Raw genomic sequence first — 20,545 nt, forward strand, 5'->3', positions numbered from 1 at the left:
CCGCTGACCTGGTGCGCGAGGTGTGCGAGTGGAGTCATCGGCACGGGCTGGTGGGTGCGCGGGGGCGGGACCGGATGGAGACGTCCGGGATCCTGGACGTCGGGCTTGCGCTGACCGGGGGAGGGTCGCGGGAGCGAGCGCGGATGCTGATGCAGTGGTTCGTCTGGACGCTGGTGCTCGATGACCGGGTCGACAACGGGGATTGGGCTGACGGCGGTGTCCTGGAGACGTTCGTTCAGCGGGCGCTCTGCGTGCTCCGAAGCGGGCATGGCGACGGCGATGCCGAAGGCGATCCGATGCTGAAGGTCCTGGCGGAGGATCTGCTGCCGCAGACACGCCGCCTGCTCGCCTCAGGGAGGGAGGTGGCCTTCGACGAGCACGTGGGTCGTCATCTGGCGGCGCAGTGTCGGATGGTCGGCCACCGGACCGGGCAGGCAGACTGTCGCGCGTTGACGCTGGAGGGGTATCCGCCTTTGCGTGCCGACCTGTTCGGCGTGGACATCCTCTTCGACCTCATCGAGTTGGTGCACGAGCTGCAGCCGCCGCGGACCGGCTCGCTGGGGGCTGGCGTCGCCAGGCTGCGCGGCTTCGCCGGCGACGTCCTGGGCTGGGTGAACGACCTGTACTCCTTGGAGAAGGACCTGCTGCTGGGCGAGGACGCGAACCTCGTCAGGGTCGCCCACCGCCAGTGGGGTTGCTCCTGGCAGCAGGCTGTCGACGGAGTCCGGGACATGATCGGTGACCGGGTCGTGGCGTTCGAGAAAGAGAAGGCGCAGCTCCCCGGGGGAGGCGGGGAGGCGGCCGAGGCGAGGCGGCTCGCCGAAGTGCTGGCCGCGGCGATGGCCGACGTCCTGGCCTGGCACCAGACTTCCAGCCGCTACCACTGGCGTGGCCGGCCGACGAGTACTGTCGACACTCGCTGTACTCCGCCGAGCCTGGTGTGGGCGCAGTTCGAGAGGGACCCGTTCCCTGTGTACGCGCGGCTGCGTGAGCACTTTCCCCTCATGCGCGATGAGCCCTTGGACGCGTGGGTGATCAGCCGCTACCGCGACGTCCGCGCCGCTCTGTGCGACCCGCGCTTCACCTCGGACAACTACTCGTGGCAGAGCGGTCCGATGGTGGGACGCATCCTGCTGGAGATGGGCGACTCGGAACACACCGCGCACCGGGCTGTGATGTCCCCGGCCTTCCGCGGCCGTGCCCTGACCGCCCTGCGTCAGGCCGCCTTCGACGAGGCCGAGGAACTCGCCGGCCGGGCCGCCGAGGAGATCCGCCTGCGGGGCAGCACCGATCTGGTCACCTCGTTCTGCCAGGGGCTGCCCATCCGCGTCATGACGGCCGTCCTGGGCCTGCCTGCCGATGACGCGCGGCGACTACGGCCCTGGTACAACGCGGGCATGTCCTTCGTGGCCGACCACCGGCAGGATCCGGCTACTCTCCAGCGCGGCCTGGATGCCTCGCAGGCCCTGTTCACCTACCTGGAACCGCACATCGCCGCCCGGCGGGCCGAGCCCGGCGACGACCTCTTGTCGGCGCTGTGCACCAGCCGGGTCGAGGGCCGGCTGCTGACCGACCGAGAGATCCAGGGGACGTGCAGCCTTCTGCTGGCCGCCGGCGCAGACACGAGCGAGAAAGCCCTCGCTCTCTTCCTCACCAACCTCATCGATCATCCCGACGCGCAAACCGCCGTGGCGGACGACCCCGACCTGTTGGACGCATCCTGGGCCGAGTCGCTGCGCCGGGACCCACCCACCCACATCATCGTCCGCCAGACCGCTGAAGCCATCGAACTGCCCAGCGGCACCGTGCCCGCCGGCGCCACCGTCGCCTGCGTGCTGGCGTCCGCCAACCGCGACCCCGAACACTTCCCCGACCCCGACCGTTTCGACATCCACCGCCCCGAGCGGATCGACAAGGAATTCGCCGCCTCGGCCGACCATCTGGGCTTCGGCGCAGGCTGGCACTTCTGCCTCGGTGCCCACCTGGCCCGCCTTCTCGGCCAAACCGTCTCGGTCCTCCTCCGCCACCTGCCACAACTGCGCTGGGCGGACGGCTACACACCCGCCCCCCACGGGCTCATCAGCAGGACCACGCCCCACCTGAAGGTCACCGCCCAGCTATGACCCAGCACACCACTTCTCCCAGCCGCCCGCGGCACCGGCACGGGGGGCCGCAGGGCTACCAGCAGGGCGCTTTCGCACACCGCACCGCGACCGAGCTCGACCGGCTCCTCACCCTCCAGGCCGACTGGGACACCACGACCCAGCAGATCATCCAGCGCCTGCACCCCAAGCCCGCCTGGGACTGCCTGGAGCTGGGCGCCGGAGCAGGATCCATCGCCCGCTGGCTGGCAACGACCTGCCCCCGGGGACGCACCACAGCCACCGACATCGACACCGGCTACCTCACCGGCGACCTGCCCGACAACCTGCACGTCCTGCGCCATGACGTCGCCCACGACGACTTCGCCCCGAGCACCTTCGACCTGATCCACGCCCGGGCCCTGTTCGTCCACCTTCCCGCCCGCCAGCAGATCCTGACCAAGGCCGCGCGCTGGCTCAAATCCGGCGGCTGGCTCGTCATGGAAGACCCCGACGTCTTCCCTGCCCAGTCCTCACCCCATCCGCTCTTCCGCAAGGTCGCACTCGCCGGGGCCGAACTCCTGAGCACCACGGTGGGAACCGACCTGCACTGGGCGAGGACCCAGCCCGCCCCTCTCCTACAGGCAGGTCTCACGCAGCCCGGACTGCACATCAGCGTCGGAACCGTCGGGGACCACAGTCCCTCCCACCAGCTATGGCAAGCCACCTTCGACCAGATCCGCCCCGCGCTCCTCCAACGGGACCTGCTCACCCCCGACGAAGCGGCAGAAATCGACGCCCTCGTTAACCAACCCACCTTCCGCGACGCCTGTCTAGCAACAGTCTCCGCCTGGGCACGACGCGCTGACCACAGGGGATGACCCTCCTTCAGGTCGACGGGGGGGGAAGCAGTCACCGAAAGCGGGCCGCAACGCCGTGAACGGACGATCGGGCGGAGTTCCTTAACTACCGTGTGTCCATGAGGCTTTGCCGCGACGCGTGCGCGGAGGTGACAGTCGCTCGTCGTTCAGCGCCTGTCAGCCCCTGATGCTCTGGAGACGCTCCAGCATGAAAGCCACGTGCCGTGCCGCGGCACCTGCGAAGCGGGATCAGGTGGGGCAACATCACTGCGCCAGATGCAGCGACAGCCGCCCTGGTGTCGGTTGGCCCCCAGGCGGTCTCTCCCTTGCGGCGCTCACCCGGCAAGTCATACGAGCCGGTGCTCGCGCTGCTGACCCGTCTGAACATCGCCCTCCGGGACACCACTGAGGCCGCTGAGCAACGGGCGGCAGCCGCGTACCCGAAGGGTACGAACCGAGCGCGGAGGAAGTGGACATGCTGTGGAACGGCACCCCATAGGCCCCAGCGGGACACGCAACGGCACCACGGGCAGGGCGATACATAGCACGAGATCCCCGGTTAGCGAAACCGGGGATCCTCCGCACCATTGGTAGTCCACCGCCACCCCTGACCGTCCCGTCGAGAGGCAGCAGCACGACGACCACCCACAACTCCACACACTGCCCGGCCAGTGCCCCGGGCGAGAGCCCGCTACGCCGCGGCGTAGCTGAGGCGGAACAGCTCCTGGGCGCGCTCCAGGTCCCGCTCCGTACGAAGCTGCACCTCCAGGTCGCCCGTGCCGTGGTGGCCGAGCCCTGTCACATCCCGGGTGAAGCCGGGGACGAGGTCGACGCCCTTGGGGTTGGCCTTGAGGTAGACGAGGAGCTTGGTCTGCTGGGGCGGGCAGACGCAGGCGAAGTTCCGCAGCCGCTGGTAGGCGCGGTACTGCTTGCGCTGGACCCGGGTGATGCCGTCCCCGACACCAAGCAGAGCCTCGTCGACGGCCGTGGCCAACTCGGCCATCGCGCCGTCCTGCCTTCGGCCAGTCGGCAGCCCGGCCGCGTGCCGACGGCCTCGCCTGGCGGCGGCCGACTGCCCAGTGACCGAGGCCACGGTCTCAAGGCCGACGTGGTCGTTGCCGAAGTACCGGTAGCGGACCAGGTCGATACTGCGTCGGTGCTCAAGCACGGCGTGCGCGTCGTAGCGGGTGAAGTCTCCGGCGACGCAGATCAGCCGGGGTGCGCTCCACAGGATCTGGGACGCAGCCGTGCCCCTGAGCCGGTCGCGGACCAGGTTCCGGAAGACGTCCTCGTGGGCCATGAGCCACGCCATGTAGTAGAGGCCCTGATTGATCACCCCTGCGTCGGTGCCGCGCTTATATTCGACGATCACGGGTGCGAAATTCTCGTTGAGCCCCAGCGAGTCGATCCGTCCGCCGTCGACGCAGTCGATGACGTACTCGCTCGCCAGGAACCTGACGCCCAGCATCGTCTCCATGTAGAACGTCACAGAGTCCGGGGATATTTCCGCAGCCGCAGCCGTATTGAAAGGAACCGAAGAGTCACACATGCACAGCCAGAACAACGTGATGGCGGACATGGACGCCCAGTACAGCCCCTCGCGCATCCGCGCCACCTGGGCCGGAACTGGCAGCGTCGAGGACGCTTCCCGGGCCTTCGGGTTCTCAAGGGCGAAGGGCTACGACCTGATCCGCCGCGGGGAATTCCCCTGCCGCGTGCTCCGCATCGGCCGCAGCACACGCGTCGTCACCGCGTCCCTGCTCCGCGTCCTCGACAGTGGCGAGCCGGAGTACAGAAATACCCACGCCTGACGCATCATCCAATGGCACGCAGAGAGGCTGGGGTGCGTGGCTCCGGTGGCGCTCTGAACACCGGCTACTCGACACACCCTGCGATGCGGCACCAACCAGGCTGGCGCTGAGCGCTATTGGTACTGGCCAGGAGAGGCAGGCAGCCTGTGCGTGACGATCTACCTCGAATGGCCGAACTGTGTAACCCACGGAGCGGAGCACATGACTGAGCGAACTGTCTGCCTCGACCCTGATCCATACGACTGGCGCTCCCGGAAGATCCGCGTCCGACCCTCCCGTTGGTACGCCACGGTCACCCTCGACCGCGACGGGTATGCCGACATCGCACGGCGGCAGGGGCTCGATCCCGAACTGCCCGCTTCCTACAGCGAAGCCGTCGATGCGGCGCGCAGTGCGGCCATGGACCGCATCTGGTACGAAGGCGCCACAGACTCGTTCACATGGAGCAACGGCCCAGGCTGGGTCACATTGTTCGTTCCCTTCCGGCACGTCGAGGCTACCGATCGAGGCGCTGCGCGTCGCCGAGCGCAACCATGAATAGGGAATGTTTCGGGCGCTCGCTGACGAGATGGCTCTGCCTGTCGATGACTGGCTGGCTCCCGGCGAGCGGGAGCTGGTCCGTGGCGTCGACTTCGACCCGCCGCCCCGCGTATTCCTGAGGTTCCTGCGGCGCAAGGCCAAGCAGCATGGAGTGCGCCTCAACGGCAGGGCCACCGCCGGCAGCGTATGGGTCCGCCCGACGCTGTCGCCCGTCGAGAAGCAGCTACGGGAGGAACTCCCCGAGCGGTATCCCGGTTGGGTGGACCGCTGGTCCGGTCATGTCGAGCCGGACGGTATGCCCGTCCGCCCCTGGGTGGGCGGCCAAGACCAGGGCCTCAGTTCCGGGGCGACCCGCGTCGAATTCCGTCAGGTCACGACACCAGACCGTTACAAGTGCCCTTGCGGAATGCGCCTGCACGATCTGGTGGACGGCTGGAACGAGCACACCGCCCACCACACAGCGTGGACGTTCGGCATCCGGCCGCCCAAGAACCTCGACTGGCACAGCGATCTGGCCATCGTGACGACGCAGTCCCCCATCTCATGGCGCAGACTGGCCAACCGGGTGGCGCGGATGCCGCAGAAGGAAGAGCACTACGACTTCAACTCGTGGACCCACCTTGGCGAGCCCGAAGCGACCTCGGACAACGTGCGCGCCTACCTGCTGACAGCGAACGGTCACGTCATCGGCTACCTGGCCGCCCACGACACAAGCGAGCACCGCAGCTGGGACTTGATCAACGGTTCGCGGTACGGCGACGAGGACGACACGCTGCGCCCGCGTATCGTCCTGATCTGGGTCGCGGACATCTACCGCCGCCAGGGCGTCGGCGCCACGCTCGTTCAAGCGCTCGCCGACGACTTCGAATGCCACGTGGCCGACGTGTCCTGGTCAACGCCGGTCAGCGACGCCGGCCGGCGCCTCGCCCGCCGGGTCTCACCCAAGGGCATCTGGGTCAGCTGACGCCGAACTCGTCAAATGAGCGCATCTGGTAGGTGGCACACGCTGGGGCCCGACCACTGCGTAGTCGAGCAGTCCATTCCTCGTCACCCAACTCGGCCTCGCGCACGGCACCGAGAGCGGCCAACGCCGTGTGCGCATTGAACGGCATGGGTCTGAGCCCGAGGAGCAGTCTGCGGCCGCCCTCGCCATCGCCATCGCTGACTAGTAAGGACTCGGGGCTCGCCGAGTGACAGGCGTGGGGTGACCTGAAGGCCACCCCACGAGGTCGCCTACTGTTCCTGCCGCTTCACGTACGCGACAGCAGTCATGCCGGCAGAGAACACGAACGGCACGACAGCCCCGCCGGAAGCAACAGCGGTGAGCGGGGACTGTCCGAGAGCAGCAAAGCTGACTCCGGCGGTAAGGCCAACAACCATCGAGATCAAGGCGACGACGACTACGTGGTACACGCGGTGGTCGCAGGTAGAAGTGGTTACGGACAAGGAAAACCCTCCCAGGCATCGTCAGAGCGCCGTCACGGAACCAGGGCAGGACTGAGCCCGCCGGATCCAAATCACGACGTCGCCGCCCAACGGGCGTCGCCATAGGAGAGCGCCGGCCAGGCGCCCCTATAGAGACTCCGCCGCCGCACCGTGAAAGTCGGCCACCATCTGCACCGATGCACCTTGCCTTTCAAGGGTCTCGTCAACCGCCATCCATTGTAGCCAAACACCCCTGACATTCGCATGAGTTGGCGACAGGAACCCGGGCGTGGCGGGCTTACTGTGTGTCGATCCCGAGGCCGTTCCACCCCTGCGTGAAGGATGACAAGAGCAGCCCGTCGACCATCTCCGGATCAGGCTGTACGTGCCGCCGGACTGAGCAACCGGACTGAGTAGTAGGTCAGCGCGCACTCCGGCCAGGCCCGAAAGCCAGGCGAAATGCTTGCACGGCTCCGTCCTGCACGATGCCGCCACCGTCATCAAACAAGCCTTCGACCAGGCCGAAGCCTGCGATCCGCGACATCTGCGCGACTGGATCCTCCTTGCCGACTGCGCCCGCCACCAACTCGACCTCATCCAGCAGGAAGCCGCCCGCTGTCCCGGCGCTGCCCCTGAACGAGGCGGTAGAACTCCCGGGCCACATAACGCTTCAGACAGCGAATGATCTCTCGCCGGGTCCTGCCTTCCGCCACACGCCGCTGGTAGTACGCCTGCGTGCGCGCGTCCCAGCGCAGCCGGGCCTGCACGATCCGGTACAGCGCGACATTGGCCTGCCGGTCACCACCACGGTTGAGCCGATAGCGACGCCGGCTGCCGGAGGAGCACTCGACGGGGCTGACCCCGCACAGCGCCGCGAACGCCGCCTCACTGCACAAGCGTTCCGGATTGTCGCCCATCGTGATCAGCAAGGTGCCGGCACTGTCCGGGCCGATGCCGACCGGAACGAGCAATTGCGGGAAATGGCGCTCCACCAGCTCGGCCAGGCGCCGCTCCATGTCCCGGATCTGCCCCGCCAGCTGCCCAATCCGCTGAGCCAACAGACACAGGGTGATGCGGGTGGCCCGCGCCACGGCATCCCCCTCGCCGTCGGCACCCTCGCCGTCGCCGAACTGCGCGCAAACGCGGACGAGTGCCGGCGTCCTCAGGCCGGCCAGCCGCTCACGCAGATCGGGTTCCGCGGTGATCAGAACCGCCTTGAGCTGATTGACCGCCTGCGTACGGGCCTTGGTCGCGGAGTCCTTGGCCAGCTTGAACAGACGGGCACACTGCACCGGTCCATCCCCGGACTTGGCCTGGGAGTGGGCGCGACCGCTGAGCACCGCCCGCGCCGCCTCCTGCGCATCCACTGCGTCCGGCTTGCCCCGCCGCCGGCGTACCGAGCGATCGGGGCGGTTCACCTCGAACACCTCAACCCGGCGTGCCAGCAGGCAGCGGGACAGGGCCGCTCCATAACTGCCAGACCCTTCCACCCCGGCCCTGCGCACCGTACCCAGCCCACTGGCCCACACCCAAAGTTCGCGATAGCCCGCCGCTGTAGCGGGGAAAGACCTGGTGTCCATGACCACCCCCACCACGGAAAGCACGGCCGCCACATGGGCGTCCCGGTGTGTGTCGACACCGAGGACGACCTCGCCCTCAACCACCGGCCACATCGGTGTACTTGGGATCGCCAGGGGGGCACCTCCTGCTCTATAGCCTGCCGGTCCGCGCCACCGGACCGGCAGGGCGGTCAGCGGTGAGACAGTGCCCAGTTCGCAGCACGCATACCCTCGAGACACGCCCGGAGCAGTCCGGTGGCAGTGCTCCCACGCTGGAGGTCGGCGAAGGTAGGACAAGACACCCGGTCCGAGATGTCACGAGCCAGAGCCTGGCACAGCAGCACAACACCCCCTATACCCAGGTCCCGACGGCCCGCGATCACTCGCAGCACTGATTCCAGAATGTAGTGATCTTGCGGACCAGTGTTAGTGGCCGGTTCAGATTCCCCACTCGCGGCCAGTTGACGGGGAGTCATTTGGCCGCGAATGTCACACTGCGTAGCCGTCGGTAGTGCGGCGCTTGTAGAGGCGCGCTCCCTCGGTGCCCGTTCAGTCTCGGCGAGGGGCACCGATCCGACGGGGTGTTGGCTGCGTCTGTGGAGGCTTGGCCGCTGGGTCAAGGCATTGGGTGTCTTCGGCACTTCGGGTGAACGGTGTCCCGAATCGGATCGTTGGACACGGCCGGGCTCGACCATGGCGCTCATGACACATATTCAGAAGATCTTCCGGTCGGCACGCGGTGGTGTCCTGACCGCAGTGGCCCTGTCCCTCCTCGCCTCCACTACCACCATGACGGCCACGGCCGCCGTGGCCGCTCCTGCACACCGATCGGTACTCGACCACGGGTTCAAGGTCTTCACCGAGAACGCCGAGTGGCAGGTCCCGGACGGCGTGGACTCGTTCACCGTGTTCATGTGGGGTGCGGGCGGCGGAGGCGGCGGCGCCGCCGGCGGCGGAGGCGGCGCCGGCAGCGAAGGAGGCAAGCCCGGCAGCGGAGTCGGGGGCGGCTCCTCCAGCGGTGCGGGCGCTGCGGGCGGCGCCAGCGGCGGGGGCGGCGGAGGCGGCGGGGCCGGGTCGTTCTCCTCGTGCACCGTCAAGACCGACGACTACAGCGTCCAGCTCCAGGTAGCGCCGGCCGCCACCGGCGGCTCGGGGGGCAGCGGCGGTGGAGGTGGGAAGGGCGGCTACTGGCTCGGCGGAAACGGCTGGGACGGGTCGGGAGGCGGCGCCGGGGCGCAGGGCGAGCACGGTGGCAGTACCGCGATCACGAACGAGCGGGGTGACCTCCTCGGAGTCGCGGACGGCGGGCGGGGAGGCGGCGGCGCCTCCGGCACGGGCGGCGGTGGCGGCGGCACCGAGAACGGGGCCAAGGGCGGCCAGACTGGCCAGGCTGGCTCCGGAGGTCAGGGCAGCGACGCGGGATTCCCCTGGTGCGAGGGCGGCACCCTCAGCAACGGCGGTTCAGGCGCCGCGGGCAGGGGCGGACAGAACGGCCGCGACGCCAGGGGCGGCAGCATCATCCCCGGTGGCGGCGGAGATGCGGGCTACCTCGGCGGCTACGGATTGCCCGGTGACGGAGGAACCCGGCAGGGCCCCGGCACGCTCAACCTGCCCGGCGGGCTCACTTTCACCGTCCCGGTCGGTACCGGGGACGGCGGAAAGGGCGGCATGGGCGGCAAGGGCGGAGACGGCGGGAGCGGCGGAAACGTCGAAGGCTACACCGGGTTCGGCGGAGCCGACGGCGGTAGCGGTGCCAACGGCGGTGCCGGCTTGATGGTCATCGCCTGGTAGCACCCGGGCCGGCCTGCCACCGATTCGAGGTGGCAGGCCGGCTGTGTGGTGGGGTGGAAGGAGTTCTGGCTGTCGCCACAGCCGACGTTGTCACCGTCTTGTCGGCCCAGGCCGACGACGCACTGCCCCGAGCTGGAGAGCGCCAACCGGACAGCCTGCCACAAGCCCACGGCTGACGACGTCCAGCTGACAGCGGTCACCGACCGTTACATCCGCAACTGGCCGTCCGTGGGGAATTCCTGGTGGCCGCTGTCAGGCCAGCGCGCTGACTGCTCCGCTCCCTCGGCGGTGGCACGCAGCCAGCCTGTCGACGTGGCCAGCCGACAATCACGCCAACTCCAAAGGTCGCATCCGCGCAAACCGGTGTCACAGAATCTGATCAGCGGACTGACACCGACTGCCCCGCCTGACCACCTTGTCTGCACTGGCCGAGAAGGTCGCCCTCGGCGTGATGGAAGCGACGGGAACGTGATCCCGACGGGTGCCGGAAATCTCGGTCGCTTCGGGCCGAGTCCCTGGCTCCGGCGAGTCAACTCTTCCCTGTGTGGTCCAGGACTATCGGGTTGCGGACGAAGGGAGCGATCGCCGCAGCAGTGAGCGGGGAGGACAAATACGCCCCAAAGGGGGGGAAGTCGATACGGCCGATCGGCGTTTCAGCGTGCTGGTCAACGGGGAATCGGTCGCCGATTCGATGAGGAATCGCCACTAAGTCACCTGTGTCGGCGAGATTTACCCAGTAGCGGCCCCCGGTCGGCCGGACACCCTGATCTGCGAGTGACGCTGGCACCAGGTGCTCGAAGATCCCGCCCGGCATGCCGAGGGGAGAGCCCAAGGTAACGAAGCAGTCCACGGTCAGTTCCGGGTGGGCATGGAGAGCCTCGTACGCCAAGACGGAGCCGAGGGAGTGTGCCAGCACTACCTGGGGCGAACGCGTCGAATCGACTCGGCCACGGCGGATCGGGCGGCAGCTCGTACCTGCGGAATGTGGAGGTAAGGCTGTCCCGCAAATGATCTTCCGGTTCGTCGGGACGTACTCGACCCAGGGCGGGCGGGGGGCTCACTAGCCGCCGAGGGTGAGGTTGTGCAGGCGGGCGATGCCGAGCATGGCGTGGTGAACGCCGTCGCCGCGTAGGCGGCAGTCGCGCAGAATTTTCCAGGTCTTCATGCGGGCGAAGGCATGCTCGACGCGTGCCCGGACTTGCTTGTGCGACTTGTTGTGCCCCTGTTTCCAGGCGGGCAGTTCCTCGCCCTTGCGGCGGCGGTGCGGCATCACCAGCCTGGTCCCCGGGTAGCCGCCGTCGGCGATGGTCGTGCTGTCGCCGATGGCGGCTTTGGCACCGGATTCCGCCCAGGCCAGGCAGTCGTTGCGGTTACCCGGCAGCGGTCGGCCGACCACCACGACCAGGCGGGTGTCGGCGTCGATGACTACCTGGTGGTTGGTGGAGTAACGGTAGTTCTTCGACTGCTCGGCGACTTTGTGATCGCGGGTGGGCACCAAGGTGCCGTCCACGATCAGTACAGCGTCCTTGGCGAACCGCCGGCGGGGCTGCAGAGCGAACTTCGGCCCGAGGTGGTCGATCACTCGGTCAGCGGCCGACTTTGACACCCCGAACAGCGGGGCTAGTTGTCGCATGGTGAGGTTGGTCCGCCAGTACGCGGCGACCAGCAGCACGCGGTTCTCCAGCGACAGCTTCCACGGTCGGCCTCGGCCGCCGACGTCGGCACCTGCGTTCCGCAGTTGAGTCACCAACTTGCCGAAGGTGCGGGGGCTCAGCCCGGTGAACGGGGCTATCCAGGACGGTTCCGACGCCGTGATCACACCAGCCACGGCAAGATCATTCCACTGTCGGCCAGTCGGCCGAGCCTTGCCCGTCATGGAAATCGGGCGACCGGGCTCGGCGCATCGTCCAGGATGACCCCATGAGTCAAGACCTGGTGACGTTCCTCCACGCACGGCTGGATGAGGAGGCCGAGCTGGCCCGACGCTGCGACGGCGACGGCTGCGGATAGTGGACCGCTCACGGGCACACTGTCGACTTCTGCCAAGGAGAACTCCTCGGCTTCCCTCCCAGGGTCGCCCTGCACGTGGCGCTGCATGACCCTGCTCGCGTCCTGCGGGAGGTCGAGGCCAAGCGACGCGTGCTCGCCCGCCATGTGCTCAGTCCTGCCACGGGCGACCCCGAACTACCGTGGGACAACCGCGAGGACGACGGTGAGACCTGGCCATGCGACCTGCTCGACCTCGCGTCACCCTACGCCGACCACCCTGACTAAAGGGCTGTCCCGCAATCCCTGGCGGGCGCACGACGACAGCTACGGCACCTCGCCGCGTTGTCGGAACGCCCGGATACGCCCAGTATCCGGACGCCCCTCCGCCTTGCGATGCACCGCATCTGACGCCGTCCGCTGATCCACCAGGGATTACGGGACAGCCCTTACCCCCGACACTCCTGAAACGGAGATCGTTTACGGGACGGCCCTTAGCCTCTGCTTTTCACTCGTAGCGGAGTAATTAGGACCAGGGCGCCGGAGTGTGGCCTCACCCCTCGTTGGACACGGACGGGCACTGCCAAATGGAGCGGACACGTCCCGTCCCGGCCTCGGCAAGAGCCTGCCAATGGTCGGTGATTTTCCGGGGCGACTGGTCGACCTTATCCATGGCAATGTGGAAGCGGATGTACTTGTCGCCCTTGAAGGCGTAGGCCCACTCTCCATCCAACCGAATGAAGGCGTCGATGCCGCTACCAAACCCAGCCTCATCGAAACCCTTCCAGTACGCGCCGATCCGCTTCGGGTACCCGTCGTCGACCTTGTCGGTCTCCAGGTTGTACCGGACGTACTGATCGCCCTTGAAGAAGAACACCGTCTTCTCGTTCCACCGCAAGGCAGAGTCGATCCCACCGCCGAAACCCGCAGCCTTCAAGCCCGGCCAATAGGAGCCGATCGACTTCGGGAAGCCCTCATCGACCGTGAGCGTTGACATCGTGCAGCGCAGGTAGGTGTCGCCATGCATGAGGTAGAGCTTGTCAGTCTTCGGCAAGCAGAGCGATGGGATACTCAGACCCGAGGATTCCGCAGCTGTCAACGGTTTCATCGACTCCTGGGAGCCAATAAGAATCTTTGAGAGCCCCTTCATGGACTTCTGGACGAGCTTGTCACGCTTGGCGTCCACGCGAAGCGTCAGCCCCCCATTCCCACCAGCCGGGCTGACGTAGACGGCATAATTCTGGCCCCAGTCGATCGCACCCCCGCTGAAATCACCCACAAGCTCCATCACGCCTCCATCTCTCGCTGCCACTTAACCAAGCCACTTAAGTGAACGGATCTTCACGACCCATTTTTCGTTCCAGCACCCACAGCTGTTCGACCAGACCACAAGGGGATTTCACCTGGATGGGGTGGAGCGAAACGATCCCTCACCCCCGATTGGCGGTGACCCCAGGCAGGTGATGACCTAAGAGCCGTCCCGTAAACGATCTCCGTTTCAGGAGTGTCGGGGGTAGTCAGGGTGGCATGAGGCCGGCGTCTTCGAGACGCTGCACGGCATCCTGCTCGCCGAGTTGCACGCAGCCGACGCCCTGGACTGGACCCGGGCCTGCGTGGATGCCTCCCACATCCGCGCGAAAAAAGGGGGCGAGGCGACCGGCCCGTCACCGGTCGACCGCACAAAGACGGGCAGTAAACACCATCTGATCTACGACGGGAAGAACACCCCGTTCAAGGTCATCACCACCGCGGCCAACGGACCGCCTTCCGGCCTCGCGTAAAAGAAGAGCTGCTCGCCCGGCGGCATCTTGAAGCGGTCGAGAGAACCGTTCAGCCGATGGTGAAGCGCTGGTTCTGGGCGCCTCGGTCGCAGCGGGCAGTGCGGTAGTAGCCGTTGTCCTGCTGGTAAAGGCAGCGGCCCGTGCCGACGCTTTGGAGCATGATGGCGCTGCGGGCGGCGGGCTGGACGGTGCGCCACATCTGGTATGAGCCGCCGTTACAGCGCAGGGGGTAGACGTCGCCCCGGTCATTGCTGTCGAGGCAGCGGCCCCAGAAGTTGTTCTTAAGAGTGGTGCTGGAGTTGAGGCGGCCGTTCCACTGCCACAGGAGGCTGCCGCGTCCGGTGGTGCAGCGGTCGCCCTTGAGGCCGGTTTCGGAGGTCTCGCGCAGGCAGTCACCGTAGCGGTAGTTCGCGAAACGGCTGGTGGCGGTGGCAGCCGAGGCGGGTGTGGGGGTGAGGAGGGGGAGGGCGAGGCCGGCTGCGGCGATGAGGGCGGCGAAGGCTTTCCGGGTCGGGCGGCGCACTGGGGGTCTCCTTACAGTGATTTTCAGAGATACCTCGACAGGATCCCCGAACACCACCGCTTACGCCTGAAAAATGGGGAAAACCCCGGATCGAGCCGCTCATGCCGGCCGATCCGGTCCGGGGACGGCGCTGGCATCGCCATGCTCTTCACCACCCGCGACGTCTCCCCGGAGAGCGGATCAAGGGCACTGCCCCGAGTACACGTCACCGGCATCGACCGGCAGTCGGCCGTGACGCTGCTGCCCGGCCTTGCGCCCCCGGTCGCCGAGCGGATCATCGACCAGGCACAAGGCAACCCACTGGCGCTGCAAGAACTGGCCGCCGCCCTGACCCCGGCACAGCGGGCCGGACAACTGGGACCACTGGCGCTGCCAGATGCTCAGCTGACGCCGCCGAGCCAGCTGCAGGACGCGTTCACCCAGCAGCTCCGCCGCCTCCCCGAGGCCACCCAGCGCATACTCGCGGTAGCCGCCGCCGACGACACGGGGAACCTCCCCACGGTGCTCGCGGCCGCGGACCGCCTCGGCGGAGAGATCAGGGATCTGGAGCCCGCCGAACGGGCCGGACTGATCTTCGTCTCCGCACAGAGGCTGCGATTTCGGCACCCCCTCATCCGGTTCACCGCCTACCAGCAGACCCCGCTCGCCCGGCGGCTGGCGCTGCACCAGGCATTGGCGGCAGTACTGGACGACACACAGCACGTGCACCGACGCGCCTGGCACCTGGCCGCCGCCACGACCGGACCGGATGAGCAGGTCGCCGCGGAGTTGGAACGGGTCGCCGTGTGGGCGGGCAGCAGGCAGGCGATGGCGTCCGCCTCCGCCGCGTACGAGCGGGCCGCCCACCTCACCGCCGATACACAGCAACGCGCCCGCCGGCTGATCAACGCCGCGCAAAAGGCGAGCGAGGCCGGCCAGGACGAACGGTGCCGCGACCTCACCGAACGGGTGCCGCTGCCGCTCCAGGACCCTGGCATGGCAGCGGACTTCGCCCGCGTTCGCTCCGTGGTCGAACTGGGCTACGGCAGCCCCGGTCAAGCCGCCCGTATCCTGACCGACTGCGCTGACACGGTCGCCGCCGACCGCCCCGACAAGATCGCCCCGTTGCTGACCGACGCGATCCACGCGGCTTTCGCCGCCGGCGACCCAGCCCTCATAGCCGAGATCAGCGTCCGTACACCCCTCCTTCCCGTGCTGGCCGTACCCGCCCAACTGCTTGCCGGCAACATCCCCGGCGCACGTCGGACACTGGACGATCTGGTACGAGCCGGTCGGCTCGCCGGCAGCGGACTCATGGACCGGTTGATGACCGGGATCTACTGCCACCTGGTCGCCGACCACGCGGCCGCACACGAGTTGGCCGTCACCGCGGTCACCCACTGCCGCGAACAGGGCATCGGCGGATGGCTGCCCACCACGCTGCATCTGCGCGCCCAGGTGGAACTGGCGCTCGGCCGACACGACGACGCGCACGCACACGCAACCGAAGCACTCAGGCTGGCCGATGGCTACGACCTGGACCACCGAGCCGCCCACCTGCGCGCCCTGTTGGCGCTCCTCGCCGCCGTTCGGGGGGAGGAGGCGATGGCACAGGAACTGGCCGACCAGGCACTGGACTACACCCGTCCCCGCGATGTCGGACGGGCCACGGCGGAGGCGCTGTGGGCGCTGGGGCTCCTCGACCTCGGCCTCGGGCGAGCCCAGGCCGCGCTGGAACACTTGACCGCGGCCCGGCAGGCGGCCGGTCACCCCCTCCTGGCGCGCCCCCTGTTGCCAGATCTGATCGAGGCCGCCGTTCGCGCCGGCCACCAGGAGCGTGCGCATGAACCCGCGCAACAGCTCACGACATGGGCGGCCGACCTCCAGCAGCCCCACTTCGCGGCGCAAGCCCGCCGATGCGCGGCCCTGACCAGCCCGGACACACAGGCCGAGCAGCATTATCTGGCTGCCTTGAACCTGCACGACGACGGCAGCGACTTCGACCGGGCCCGCACCGAACTGCTCTACGGCGAGTGGCTACGCCGCTCGCGACGCAAGCTCGACGCCCGCGACCACCTGCGCACCGCGATGGAGCTCTTCGACCAACTGAGCACAAAGCCATGGGCCCACCGGGCACGCACCGAACTGCAGGCAGCCGGCGAGACCCACGACCCGTCCGACGCCCCCGACTCACCCATGAGCCGCCTGAGCGCGCAGGAACGCGAAGTCGTCCGGCTCGCAGCCACCGGGGCCACCAACCGCGAAATCGCCACGCAACTGTTCCTGAGCCCGCGCACCGTCGGACACCACCTGTACCGCGCATTTCCCAAGCTGGGCATCAGCTCACGATCGGAACTCGCCGACCTGCTCGCTTCCTGACATCACGCCCACGTTGCCGGACCGCGGTTCCCCCTTCGGGTTCGCGTGATGGCGGTGTCGCCTGGTGCGAACCCCGCCCCTGCGGGGTTCGAGCGGCTCCACAGAGCGATCTTCAGAAAAAGAAGGCACCCTCTGCCGGCAGCCCTGCGCAAGCGGTACGACGTCACCTTCCACGCCGTCGATCTCGCCGACCCCGACGGTGCCGACATGCCGGCCCGGGCGGCAGCTGAACGGCCCGGTGCGCACCCCGTTCTGGGCGGCCCCCGGCGCCTTCACCGACACCGTCGCGGCCCGTGCAGGCGCCACGGCGCAAGAGGCACTTGACCAGGTCGTACCTCAGCAGATGGGCATCTCCACCGGACGCATCACCGAACCCCAGGAGGTCGCCGACCTTGTGGTCTTCCTGGCCCACCCCCCGCGCGCCGCCAACATCACCGGTGCCGAATTCGTTATCGATGGAGGCCAGATCAGGACCACCTGACATGAACGCGAGCCAACCGGGCCGGTGGGCATTTCTGTTGCCGCCAGGGGCGGGACCATCCCCCCGGAGAGAGGACGTTACGTGAGCGTGCAACGGGTGGGCGTCGTCGTCCACGGAGGGCGTCCCCGTGCCCTGGAAGCTGCCGACGTTGTCCGACGATGGTGCGAACGCCGGGATGTCGGCTGCGTCGCCATCGATGTGTGGCGTCAGGACGAACAACGGCGGGACGCGCGGGAGGAGGTCGACGCTGCCGGCAGCCCCGACCTGATTGTCACGCTCGGAGGAGACGGCACCTTTCTCCGCGGAGCACGTCTGGCCGCGCAGAACAACGCCCTGATCCTGGGAGTTGACCTGGGCACCCTCGGCTTCCTGACCGAGGTCCCGGCCGACCAGATCGAGTACGCGCTGGACACCATCCATCGCAGCCAAGTGGACATCGAGACCCGTCTGATGCTGACGATGCGGGCGTCCTGTCCGCTGAAACTCCCCGAGGGGCTGGAGACCCTGCTGCGCTACGGCCGCGGTCCCGCGCTGCCGCCTCCGCCGGTTCGCCCCGAGTGTGCTGTCGCCCTGGACTGGGGGGTGGCTCTGAACGTGACCGCCCTCAATGACATCGTCCTGGAGAAACTGGCACGCGACCGGCAGGTCTCCCTCGGCGTGTACCTCGCGGGCCGACTGCTCGCCTCCTACTCCGCCGACGCCGTCCTGGTCGCCACCCCCACGGGGTCCACCGCCTACAGCTTCGCCGCCGGCGGCCCCGTCATCTCCCCCGGAGCCGACGCCATCGTCTTCACCCCGGTAGCTCCACACATGACCTTCAACCGCTCGGTGGTCGCCGCGCCCCACGAACCCGTCGCCCTGCGCGTCCTGGGCCACTCCGGCCGGGCCGCGGTGAGCGTCGACGGCCAGTTGCGCGGTGTGCTGGACCCGGGAGACTGGATCGGTGTCTACGCGGCTCCGCAGCGCCTGCGCGTCGCGCGGCTGGGACCGACCGACTTCTACGGCCGGCTGCGTGAGCGCATGCGCCTGACCGACGCCCCCGCGACAGCCGACGCCGACATCGCCCCCATGTGGCCCCACACCAGCCCGGTCCCCGACGACCTCGCACACCTGCGCCTGCCACCCGCACCATCGGGCACCGGCTGAACAGAACCGCCACTTGGACGGCCCCTCCCCCGCTCCCGGCATCCACGCCGGTGTCGGCATCACCCTCGGCCGTTGCTGCCACCCTGCCCCCGAGCCGGGCTGGCCGACCTCGTGAAGATGCGGGATTTCATGTCGGTCGCTGCCGCCGAACCGGCGCGAACGACAGCAGGCCGACTTCCGTCGTAGGTTGAATCCCGCGCGTGAGGGACAGGAGGCTGAGGTGACCGGGACGACGGTGGCGGGTGGCCGACCCGGGCCGCCGCGACCGGAACAACGCCGAATACCTCTTCCTCGACCCCGCCTCCCAGACCGCCCACCCCGACTGGGAGGAGCGGGCAGCAGAGGCCGTGGGGCACCTGCGGGTTTCGCAGGACGTTACCCCGACGACGCGGAACTGGCCGCGCTCCTCAGCTAACTATCCACGCACAGCGCCGAGTTCCGGCGGATCTGGGGCTCTGGCGAGGTGGTCATGTGCGCGGCAGGGCGCAAGCGGCTGCGACACCCGGAGGGCGGGCTACTCACCCTGGACTACGAGACGCTGCACGTACCAGCACCCGGCGAGACCGGCCTGGTGGGCACGTATTCAGCGCCGAGGAGGACAGCCAAGAGGCCACCGCACTCGGCCGCTGGCCACGGCCATGACGTGACATCGACTACCGCGACGGCCTGGGTCCGGCTCTGCCGCCATCACGGCGGCTTCGTCGGTTGGTATTCCGCACCTCGTACATCGGCGTCCGCAGTCGAGGATCGCAAGGGCCGCGACTACGATGGGCGTATCGCCCCATTGAGGGCTTGACCAGGGGTTCGGCCGGGTTCCGGACGTGCGGTGACGCCGAGGCCCCAGGCGGGCGTCACGAGCCTGGCCCTCTTCACCATGGGCTTCTCGGTAGTGACAGGGAGCATTGTCATGACTGCTCGATCCGCCTCGATCGTCCTGGAGCCGCCGGCGCAGGAGCTTGCCGACGCGACTTCGCACCACCCGTTCCTGTACGAGCTGGAGCCCGTCGAAGCGCGCAAGGTTCTGGACGACCTCCAGGCTGCGCCGGTCGACAAGCTGCCGGTCGACGAGGAGTGGATCACCGTAACGGCTTCCGTGGGCGACGTGCGGGTGCGCATCGTCAAGCCGGAGGGTGCTACCGGCACGCTGCCCGTCGTGCTGTACATGCATGGTGGCGGCTGGGTGCTGGGCAACGCCGACACCCACGACCGTCTGGTGCGGGAGCTTTCGGTCGGGGCCCGCACAGCGGTGGCCTTCGTGGAGTACACACCATCACCAGAGGCCCACTACCCCGTGGCCATTGAGCAGGGCTACGCCACCGCGCAGTGGATCACGCGCGAGGGAGCGTCGAAGGGCCTGGATGCACGGCGCATGGCGGTGGCCGGCGAGTCGGTCGGCGGCAACATGACCGCTGCGCTGACCCTCATGGCCAAGGAGCGCGGTGACGTCACCTTCGTGCAGCAGTCGATGTACTACCCGGTCACCGACGCCGCCATGGACACCGCCTCCTACGACGAATTCGCCGATGGCTACTACCTCAGCCGCAAGCTGATGGAGTGGTTCTGGGACGCTTACACCACGAACCCGAAGCAGCGCGCGGAGATCACCGCATCTCCCAATCACGCCACGGCCGAGCAGCTCAGCGGCCTGCCGCCCGCCCTGCTGCTCGTGGACGAAGCCGACGTGCTGCGCGACGAGGGCGAGGCTTACGCCGCAAAGCTGCGAAGCGCCGGCGTTCCGGTCACCACGGTGCGCTACGACGGCACGGTGCACGACTTCATGATGCTCAACTCGCTCAGTGAGTCCAAGGCCACCCGCGCAGCCGTCGATCAAGCCATCTCGTTCCTGCGCGACGCGCTCGGAACTGCCTAGCTGTCGCGCGTCATCGTTGTTGACAGCGCGTGCGCGCCAGTGACCGGTATGGACGGCGGCAGCCGCCGGGTGATGCGGTCGAACAGCGCCGTCAGCGGCTCGCCGATCTCCCGGCCGAACTCGGTCAGCCCATAGGTGACCTGGGGCGGCGTCGTCTGCTCGACCTCCCGCCAGGTTACTTCGGCCAGCCTGTGCGGCCGGTTCCCGGCGTTCCCCGGACCGGCGAGCGAGGCAATCACACGGCAGAGGAGCCGAGTTGGATGCAGCGGGCAGCGGCACGGAACAGTGCGGCGCAAGGGCCTCCCGCACAGCTCGTGGACTTCGACGCCCACG

At 68.2% G+C, this 20,545-nt stretch carries 18 protein-coding genes and 3 pseudogenes; 15 read left to right on the plus strand and 6 right to left on the minus strand.

Annotation, left to right across the window (positions count from 1 at the left end; translation table 11 throughout):
- Positions 1–143: 143 nt before the first annotated feature.
- Positions 144–2,123, plus strand: a complete 1,980-nt coding sequence (locus tag ACZ4NB_RS26815) for a cytochrome P450 (RefSeq protein WP_467665460.1) — start codon at positions 144–146, stop codon at positions 2,121–2,123.
- On the plus strand, positions 2,120–2,962 hold the full coding sequence (locus ACZ4NB_RS26820; protein WP_467665462.1) for a class I SAM-dependent methyltransferase: 843 nt from the start codon (positions 2,120–2,122) through the stop codon (positions 2,960–2,962). The genes ACZ4NB_RS26815 and ACZ4NB_RS26820 overlap by 4 nt, the downstream gene beginning before the upstream one ends.
- Before the next feature lie 670 nt (positions 2,963–3,632).
- On the opposite strand, the gene ACZ4NB_RS26825 is transcribed toward ACZ4NB_RS26820, so the two are convergent.
- Positions 3,633–4,520 carry a DUF5655 domain-containing protein gene (locus ACZ4NB_RS26825; protein ID WP_467665464.1) on the minus strand — a complete coding sequence of 296 codons (888 nt, stop codon included), beginning with the start codon at positions 4,518–4,520 and terminating at the stop codon, positions 3,633–3,635.
- Here ACZ4NB_RS26825 and ACZ4NB_RS26830 point away from each other — a divergent pair.
- From ACZ4NB_RS26830 to ACZ4NB_RS26845, 4 genes and pseudogenes are all read left to right on the plus strand, one after another.
- Complete coding sequence (locus ACZ4NB_RS26830) at positions 4,489–4,752, plus strand: hypothetical protein (RefSeq protein ID WP_467665466.1); 264 nt, start codon at positions 4,489–4,491, stop codon at positions 4,750–4,752. The genes ACZ4NB_RS26825 and ACZ4NB_RS26830 overlap by 32 nt on opposite strands.
- Before the next feature lie 150 nt (positions 4,753–4,902).
- A complete protein-coding gene (locus ACZ4NB_RS26835) occupies positions 4,903–5,289 on the plus strand; it encodes a hypothetical protein (protein ID WP_467665468.1) in 387 nt (128 codons plus the stop codon).
- Between the two features lie 7 nt (positions 5,290–5,296).
- Positions 5,297–6,256: a GNAT family N-acetyltransferase gene (locus ACZ4NB_RS26840; RefSeq protein WP_467665470.1), complete on the plus strand. Its 960-nt coding sequence runs from the start codon at positions 5,297–5,299 to the stop codon at positions 6,254–6,256.
- Between the two features lie 886 nt (positions 6,257–7,142).
- Positions 7,143–7,333: pseudogene (locus ACZ4NB_RS26845) on the plus strand (ISKra4 family transposase); the annotation flags it as partial.
- On the opposite strand, the gene ACZ4NB_RS26850 reads toward ACZ4NB_RS26845, so the two are convergent.
- Positions 7,311–8,390 (minus strand): IS110 family RNA-guided transposase, encoded by a 1,080-nt coding sequence (locus ACZ4NB_RS26850; protein ID WP_467665472.1) that lies wholly within the window; start codon positions 8,388–8,390, stop codon positions 7,311–7,313. The pseudogene ACZ4NB_RS26845 and the gene ACZ4NB_RS26850 overlap by 23 nt on opposite strands.
- Positions 8,391–8,978: 588 nt before the next feature.
- Here ACZ4NB_RS26850 and ACZ4NB_RS26855 point away from each other — a divergent pair.
- A complete protein-coding gene (locus ACZ4NB_RS26855; protein ID WP_467665474.1) occupies positions 8,979–10,067 on the plus strand; it encodes a hypothetical protein in 1,089 nt (362 codons plus the stop codon).
- Between the two features lie 1,060 nt (positions 10,068–11,127).
- Here ACZ4NB_RS26855 and ACZ4NB_RS26860 read toward each other — a convergent pair.
- Entirely contained in the window at positions 11,128–11,895 is a 768-nt protein-coding gene (locus ACZ4NB_RS26860) for a transposase (RefSeq protein ID WP_467665476.1), read from the minus strand.
- 257 nt (positions 11,896–12,152) lie between these two features.
- Between ACZ4NB_RS26860 and ACZ4NB_RS26865 the strand changes: the two genes are divergently transcribed.
- A complete protein-coding gene (locus ACZ4NB_RS26865; RefSeq protein ID WP_467665478.1) occupies positions 12,153–12,341 on the plus strand; it encodes a DUF6221 family protein in 189 nt (62 codons plus the stop codon).
- Between the two features lie 265 nt (positions 12,342–12,606).
- Here ACZ4NB_RS26865 and ACZ4NB_RS26870 read toward each other — a convergent pair whose 3' ends face one another.
- On the minus strand, positions 12,607–13,341 hold the full coding sequence (locus ACZ4NB_RS26870; RefSeq protein WP_467665675.1) for a hemopexin repeat-containing protein: 735 nt from the start codon (positions 13,339–13,341) through the stop codon (positions 12,607–12,609).
- Positions 13,342–13,627: 286 nt separating this feature from the next.
- Here ACZ4NB_RS26870 and ACZ4NB_RS26875 point away from each other — a divergent pair, with 286 nt between their 5' ends.
- The gene (locus ACZ4NB_RS26875) at positions 13,628–13,834 is read left to right on the plus strand and encodes a hypothetical protein (RefSeq protein ID WP_467665480.1); all 207 of its coding nucleotides are present in this window, start codon (positions 13,628–13,630) and stop codon (positions 13,832–13,834) included.
- 49 nt (positions 13,835–13,883) lie between these two features.
- Here ACZ4NB_RS26875 and ACZ4NB_RS26880 read toward each other — a convergent pair whose 3' ends face one another.
- Positions 13,884–14,357: an RICIN domain-containing protein gene (locus ACZ4NB_RS26880; protein WP_467665482.1), complete on the minus strand. Its 474-nt coding sequence runs from the start codon at positions 14,355–14,357 to the stop codon at positions 13,884–13,886.
- Between the two features lie 141 nt (positions 14,358–14,498).
- On the opposite strand from ACZ4NB_RS26880, the gene ACZ4NB_RS26885 reads away from it, so the two are divergent.
- The 6 genes and pseudogenes from ACZ4NB_RS26885 to ACZ4NB_RS26910 all read left to right on the plus strand — a co-directional run bounded on the left by ACZ4NB_RS26885 (position 14,499) and on the right by ACZ4NB_RS26910 (position 20,212).
- A complete protein-coding gene (locus ACZ4NB_RS26885) occupies positions 14,499–16,715 on the plus strand; it encodes a helix-turn-helix transcriptional regulator (protein ID WP_467665484.1) in 2,217 nt (738 codons plus the stop codon).
- 238 nt (positions 16,716–16,953) lie between these two features.
- On the plus strand, positions 16,954–17,196 hold the full coding sequence (locus tag ACZ4NB_RS26890; RefSeq protein WP_467665486.1) for an SDR family oxidoreductase: 243 nt from the start codon (positions 16,954–16,956) through the stop codon (positions 17,194–17,196).
- 81 nt (positions 17,197–17,277) lie between these two features.
- Positions 17,278–18,342: an NAD(+)/NADH kinase gene (locus ACZ4NB_RS26895; protein WP_467665487.1), complete on the plus strand. Its 1,065-nt coding sequence runs from the start codon at positions 17,278–17,280 to the stop codon at positions 18,340–18,342.
- A gap of 242 nt (positions 18,343–18,584) precedes the next feature.
- Positions 18,585–18,680, plus strand: a pseudogene (locus tag ACZ4NB_RS26900) (XRE family transcriptional regulator); the annotation flags it as partial.
- 131 nt (positions 18,681–18,811) lie between these two features.
- Positions 18,812–19,138, plus strand: a complete 327-nt coding sequence (locus ACZ4NB_RS26905; RefSeq protein WP_467665489.1) for a hypothetical protein — start codon at positions 18,812–18,814, stop codon at positions 19,136–19,138.
- A 111-nt stretch (positions 19,139–19,249) separates the two neighbouring features.
- Positions 19,250–20,212, plus strand: coding sequence for an alpha/beta hydrolase (locus ACZ4NB_RS26910; protein ID WP_467665491.1), 963 nt, complete (start codon positions 19,250–19,252; stop codon positions 20,210–20,212).
- On the opposite strand, the pseudogene ACZ4NB_RS26915 reads toward ACZ4NB_RS26910, so the two are convergent.
- Positions 20,209–20,391, minus strand: a pseudogene (locus ACZ4NB_RS26915) (winged helix-turn-helix transcriptional regulator); the annotation flags it as partial. The gene ACZ4NB_RS26910 and the pseudogene ACZ4NB_RS26915 sit on opposite strands and share 4 nt — an antisense overlap.
- Positions 20,392–20,545 lie beyond the last annotated feature (154 nt).

It is taken from the genome of Streptomyces sp. NPDC026575 (genome assembly GCF_055567415.1).

Excerpts from the sequence above, each read along its gene's own strand:
- ACZ4NB_RS26870 (WP_467665675.1), bottom strand. The coding sequence starts at position 13,341 with ATGGAGCTTGTGGGTGATTTCAGCGGGGGTGCGATCGACTGGGGCCAG.
- ACZ4NB_RS26910 (WP_467665491.1), top strand. The coding sequence starts at position 19,250 with ATGACTGCTCGATCCGCCTCGATCGTCCTGGAGCCGCCGGCGCAGGAG.
- ACZ4NB_RS26840 (WP_467665470.1), top strand. The coding sequence starts at position 5,297 with ATGTTTCGGGCGCTCGCTGACGAGATGGCTCTGCCTGTCGATGACTGG.
- ACZ4NB_RS26825 (WP_467665464.1), bottom strand. The coding sequence starts at position 4,520 with ATGTCCGCCATCACGTTGTTCTGGCTGTGCATGTGTGACTCTTCGGTT.
- ACZ4NB_RS26855 (WP_467665474.1), top strand. The coding sequence starts at position 8,979 with ATGACACATATTCAGAAGATCTTCCGGTCGGCACGCGGTGGTGTCCTG.
- ACZ4NB_RS26885 (WP_467665484.1), top strand. The coding sequence starts at position 14,499 with ATGCTCTTCACCACCCGCGACGTCTCCCCGGAGAGCGGATCAAGGGCA.
- ACZ4NB_RS26815 (WP_467665460.1), top strand. The coding sequence starts at position 144 with ATGCTGATGCAGTGGTTCGTCTGGACGCTGGTGCTCGATGACCGGGTC.
- ACZ4NB_RS26830 (WP_467665466.1), top strand. The coding sequence starts at position 4,489 with ATGCACAGCCAGAACAACGTGATGGCGGACATGGACGCCCAGTACAGC.
- ACZ4NB_RS26820 (WP_467665462.1), top strand. The coding sequence starts at position 2,120 with ATGACCCAGCACACCACTTCTCCCAGCCGCCCGCGGCACCGGCACGGG.
- ACZ4NB_RS26850 (WP_467665472.1), bottom strand. The coding sequence starts at position 8,390 with ATGTGGCCGGTGGTTGAGGGCGAGGTCGTCCTCGGTGTCGACACACAC.
- ACZ4NB_RS26905 (WP_467665489.1), top strand. The coding sequence starts at position 18,812 with ATGTGCGCGGCAGGGCGCAAGCGGCTGCGACACCCGGAGGGCGGGCTA.